Annotated in this window: 4 protein-coding genes; 3 read left to right on the top strand and 1 reads right to left on the bottom strand. The window is 68.0% G+C overall.

The window, feature by feature from the left end; translation table 11 throughout:
* Positions 1-106 precede the first annotated feature (106 nt).
* The gene (locus tag AS93_RS0117280; protein ID WP_027591756.1) at positions 107-2,329 is read right to left on the bottom strand and encodes a primosomal protein N'; all 2,223 of its coding nucleotides are present in this window, start codon (positions 2,327-2,329) and stop codon (positions 107-109) included.
* Between the two features lie 156 nt (positions 2,330-2,485).
* On the opposite strand from AS93_RS0117280, the gene rpmE reads away from it, so the two are divergent.
* The 3 genes from rpmE (at position 2,486) to AS93_RS0117265 (ending at position 4,920) form a co-directional block, all read left to right on the top strand.
* The gene (gene rpmE, locus AS93_RS0117275) at positions 2,486-2,698 is read left to right on the top strand and encodes a 50S ribosomal protein L31 (RefSeq protein ID WP_027591755.1); all 213 of its coding nucleotides are present in this window, start codon (positions 2,486-2,488) and stop codon (positions 2,696-2,698) included.
* A 23-nt stretch (positions 2,699-2,721) separates the two neighbouring features.
* A complete protein-coding gene (locus AS93_RS0117270) occupies positions 2,722-3,525 on the top strand; it encodes a thermonuclease family protein (protein WP_027591754.1) in 804 nt (267 codons plus the stop codon).
* Between the two features lie 126 nt (positions 3,526-3,651).
* Positions 3,652-4,920: a malic enzyme-like NAD(P)-binding protein gene (locus AS93_RS0117265; RefSeq protein ID WP_027591753.1), complete on the top strand. Its 1,269-nt coding sequence runs from the start codon at positions 3,652-3,654 to the stop codon at positions 4,918-4,920.
* The last annotated feature ends 66 nt before the right edge of the window (positions 4,921-4,986 follow it).

Raw genomic sequence — 4,986 nt, 5'->3', positions numbered from 1 at the left:
CCCCCCCCCCCGCCCGGCGGCCACAAACAGCGTTGACCGCCCTGCGTGGTGGGCTGGTGCGCGGGCGAGATCGTAGGGCGGTTGGCGCTTTCCCGGCCGCCGTTGCTCAAAACAGGTCGATCGGATCGACGTCCAGCGACCAGCGCACCGCGCGGCTGTCCGGCAACTGCTCCAGGCGTGGCAGCCAGGCGTGCAGCAGCCTGTGCAGCGGTGCCCGGCTGTTGCCCTGCAGCAGCAGCTGCGCGCGGTAACGGCCGGCGCGGCGCTCCATCGGCGCCGGTACCGGACCGAGCAGTTCGATGCCGCCGGCGACCTGCAGTTCCTCAAGCAGCGCTTCGGCTTCGACGCAGGCCAGGTCGAGGAAGCCCTCGGCCTGGCCGGGACGGTGCGCCTCGGCGCGCAGCAGCGCCAGGTGGCTGAACGGTGGCAGGCCGGCGGCGCGCCGTTCGGCCAGCGCCTGTTCGGCGAAGGCGAAGTAACCCTGTTCGGTGAGCTGCACCAATAAAGGATGGTCGGCCAGCTGGCTCTGGATGATCACCCGTCCGGGCTGGTCGGCCCGTCCGGCGCGACCGGCGACTTGGACGATCATCTGGGCCATGCGTTCCGGCGCGCGGAAATCGGCGGAGAACAGTCCGCCATCGGCATCGAGGATCGCCACCAGGGTGACGCGCGGGAAGTGGTGTCCCTTGGCGAGCATCTGGGTGCCGACCAGCACGCAGGGCTCGCCCTTGTTGATGGTGGTGAACAACTGCTCCATGGCGCCCTTGCGCGCCGTGCTGTCGCGGTCGATGCGCAGCACCGGGTAGTCGGGAAACAGGGTGTTGAGGCGTTCCTCGGCGCGCTCGGTGCCGGTGCCCAGCGGGCGCAGGTCCACATGGTTGCACTTGGGGCAGTTGTGCGGCGTGCGCTCGGCATGCCCGCAATGGTGGCAGCGCAGCTCGTGGTGGCGCTGGTGCACGGTCATGCGTGCGTCGCAGCGCGGGCACTGGCTGATCCAGCCGCAGTCCTGGCAGAACAGGGTTGGCGCGAAGCCGCGGCGGTTGAGGAACACCAGTACCTGCTGGCCCGCTTCCAGTGTCTGGCGCATGGCCTGCTGCAGCGGGCCGGAAATGCCGCTGTCCAGCGGCAGGCTTTTCACGTCCAGGCGCAGGAAGCGCGGCGCCTGGGCGCCGCCGGCGCGCTGGGTCAGCTTGAGCAGCGCGTAACGGCCGGTTGCGGCATTGTGCAGGCTTTCCAGCGATGGCGTGGCCGAGCCGAGCAGGATCGGCAGGTTCTCCTGGCGGGCGCGCATCAGCGCCAGGTCGCGGGCGTGATAGCGCAGGCCCTCCTGCTGCTTGTAGGAGGCGTCGTGTTCCTCGTCGACGATGATCAGTCCCGGGTTCTTCAGCGGTGTGAACAGCGCCGAGCGGGTGCCAATGACGATCTCCGCGTCGCCGTCGCGCGCGGCCAGCCAGGCGTCGAGGCGCTCGCGGTCGTTGAGTCCCGAATGCAGCAGGGCGATGCGCGCGTTGAAACGGCGGGCAAAGCGGTCCAGGGTCTGCGGCCCCAGGTTGATTTCCGGAATCAGCACCAGCGCCTGCTTGCCGGCCTCCAGGGTCTGGCGGATCAGCTGCAGGTAGACCTCGGTCTTGCCGCTGCCGGTCACCCCGGCCAGCAGGAAGGGCCGGAAGCCGCCGAAGCTGGCGCGCACCGCTTCGGTAGCGGCGCTCTGCTCGGCGTTCAGCGGCAGCTCTGCCTGCGCCAGCCAACCGCCGTGGTGCGGCTTGACCGTGCGTGCGCGCACGCTGACCTGCACCAGGCCCTTGTCGCGCAGCAGCTCTAGGCTGTCGCGGTTGAGCTCCAGCTTGCCGAGCAGGCTGTGCGGCACGCCCTGCGGATGCTGGGCCAGCGTGCGCAGCGCCTCGCGCTGGCGCGGAGCGCGACTCAGGCGCGGATCGTCCAGGCTGGCGCCCGGGACCTGAGTCCACACCTGTTCCTGGCGTACCTCGGCCGGTTCGCCCTGGCGCAGCAGCACCGGCAGGGCCCAGCTGAGGGTGTCGCCCAGGCTGTGCTGGTAGTACTGCGCCGTCCACAGGCATAGCCGGAACAGCGCCGGGGGCAGCAGGGGGCGGCTGTCCAGCAGTTGCAGGGCGGCCTTGAGCTTGTCCTCGGGCACGTCGCTGTGCGGGGCGGTTTCCACCAGCACGCCGACCACCTCGCGCCGGCCGAACGGCACGCGCAGGCGCGTGCCAGGCTGGAGCGCGGACGCCGGCACGCCGGGCGGCGCTCGGTAGTCGAACAACCGGCGCAGCGGCGAGGGGAGGGCGAGGCGGAGAATGAGGTTGGTCACGGTCGATCCCTGGCAGATTGCCGGCGATCTTAACAAGCGCACGCCGGTGGCGGGCGCTCTTGCAACGAGGGTCTGCTCTGGTATCATCCGCCGCCTGTTTTGCGTGCGGTATTCGGCATAGGGCCGGATGGCGGCACGCCGACTCGAGGACGTACCATGAAAGCCGATATCCATCCGAACTACGTCGAGGTCACTGCGACCTGCTCCTGCGGCAACGTGATCAAGACCCGCTCCACCCTGGGCAAGGATCTGAGCATCGACGTGTGCAACGAGTGCCACCCGTTCTATACCGGCAAGCAGAAGGTGCTGGACACCGGCGGCCGTATCGATCGCTTCAAGCAGCGCTTCGGCGTGTTCGGCGCCAAGTAAGGCCCGACATTCGGGAAGCCCTGGTGGGTATTTCCGTGCTGCAGAAAAAGGCGCCCCTGTGGGGCGCCTTTTTTATTGCCGTTCTGTTCGTCCGGCCAGTCGCCGCCCTCTGCGCGCTGCCGGGCGAGGGCGAGACGGTGCGCGTCGAACGCGTGGTGGATGGTGACACCCTGCGCCTGGTGGATGGTCGCCGCGTGCGCTTGATCGGAGTGAACGCGCCTGAGCTGGGCGGGCAGCGCCGGCCTGCCGAGCCTTATGCGCAGGCGGCGCGGCGCTTCCTGGTCGAGCAGGTCCAGGAAAGCGCGGGGCGCCTGCGGATGCTGCCCGGGGTCGAGCGCCGCGACGGGCATGGCCGCGAACTGGCACACCTGTACGACCGCCAGGGGCGCAACCTGGCCGCGTTGTTGCTGCGCGAGGGGCTGGCGCTGCAGGTGGCGGTGGCGCCCAACCTGCGCCTGGTGGACTGCCATTACCAGGCCGAGGCCGAGGCCCGCCTTGCCGGCAAGGGCCTCTGGCGGAATATGGCCGCGCTCGCGCCTGCGCAACTGCGGCGTCCGGGTTTCGCGCTGGTGCACGGGCGAGTCACTCGGGTGGCGCGCAACCGCGGCGGGACCTGGCTGGAGCTGGACGGCGGCCTGGCGCTGCGTATCCGGCCACAGCATCAGGCGCGCTTCCGCGCCCTGGATCTGGATAGTGTGAGCGGGCGCACGGTGGAGGCGCGCGGCTGGGTGCTGGAACGCATGCGCCCGGGGCCCGGGCAGGCGCGCTGGTTGCTCGAGCTGGATCATCCGGTGTTGCTGCGACCCGTCGAGCGCGTCGGGATGTGACGCCCTGTCGCATTGCTTTCTGGATTTTCGCGACCTTTTTACGCACCGTTCGGCGCCGGCTTGTGGGGGGGTATTCTTCTTTCGTATGCTCGCTGCCCTGCACAAAAAAAAGCGGATACCTCCACCATGTCTGATTTGAAAACAGCCGCTCTCGACTACCATGCCCAGCCCCGCCCCGGGAAGCTGAGCGTGGAACTGACCAAGCCTACTGCCACCGCTCGCGATCTGGCCCTGGCCTACAGCCCCGGCGTGGCTGAGCCGGTACGGGAAATTGCCCGTGATGCGGACCTGGCCTATCGCTACACCGGCAAGGGCAACCTGGTAGCGGTGATTTCCGACGGCACGGCGATTCTCGGCCTGGGCAATCTGGGCCCGCTGGCGTCCAAGCCGGTCATGGAAGGCAAGGGCGTGCTGTTCAAGCGCTTCGCCGGCGTCGATGTGTTCGACATCGAGGTAGACGCGGAAAGCCCCCAGGCCTTCATCGACACCGTCAAGCGCATCTCCATCACCTTCGGCGGCATCAACCTGGAAGACATCAAGGCACCCGAGTGCTTCGAGATCGAGCGCACGCTGATCGAGCAGTGCGACATTCCGGTGTTCCACGATGACCAGCATGGCACCGCCATCGTCACCGCGGCCGGCATGCTCAACGCGCTGGAAATCGCCGGCAAGACCCTGGAAAACGCGAAGATCGTCTGCCTGGGTGCCGGCGCCGCCGCCACCTCCTGTATGAAGCTGCTGATCAGCATGGGCGCCAAGGTCGAGAACATCTACATGATCGACCGCAAGGGCGTGATCCATGCCGGTCGCGACGACCTGAACCAGTACAAGGCGATGTTCGCCCACGAGACCGACAAGCGCACCCTGGACGACGCCCTGGAAGGCGCCGACGTGTTCGTCGGCCTGTCCGGTCCGGACCTGCTGAGCCCAGAGGGCCTCAAGCGCATGGCGGCCAACCCGATCGTGTTCGCCTGCTCCAACCCGGATCCGGAGATCAAGCCGGAACTGGCCCATGCCACCCGTAGCGACGTAATCATGGCCACCGGCCGTTCGGACTACCCGAACCAGGTCAACAACGTGCTGGGCTTCCCCTTCATCTTCCGCGGTGCCCTGGACGTACGCGCCAAGCGCATCAACGAGGAAATGAAGATCGCCGCCGCGCTGGCCCTGCGTGACCTGGCCAAGCTGCCGGTGCCCCAGGAAGTCTGCGCTGCCTACGGCCTGTGCGGTCTGGAGTTCGGTCGCGAGTACATCATTCCCAAGCCGATGGATCCGCGCCTGATCACCCTGGTGTCCGACGCGGTGGCCAAGGCCGCCATCGAGAGTGGCGTGGCTACGCTGCCCTACCCTAAGAACTACCCGCTCAAGTCGGTGGATGACGTGTTCAACGTCTGATGCCCTGAGCAGAAACAAAAAACCCGCCGAGAGGCGGGGTTTTTGTGGGCGGGATTCGCGACGGAC

This window comes from Pseudomonas sp. RL (assembly GCF_000647775.1).
Lineage (GTDB): Bacteria > Pseudomonadota > Gammaproteobacteria > Pseudomonadales > Pseudomonadaceae > Serpens > Serpens flexibilis.
This window is presented reverse-complemented; position numbering and strand designations above follow the sequence as displayed.

Coding starts and splice junctions, on each gene's coding strand:
- rpmE (WP_027591755.1), top strand. CDS start 2,486: ATGAAAGCCGATATCCATCCGAACTACGTCGAGGTCACTGCGACCTGC.
- AS93_RS0117265 (WP_027591753.1), top strand. CDS start 3,652: ATGTCTGATTTGAAAACAGCCGCTCTCGACTACCATGCCCAGCCCCGC.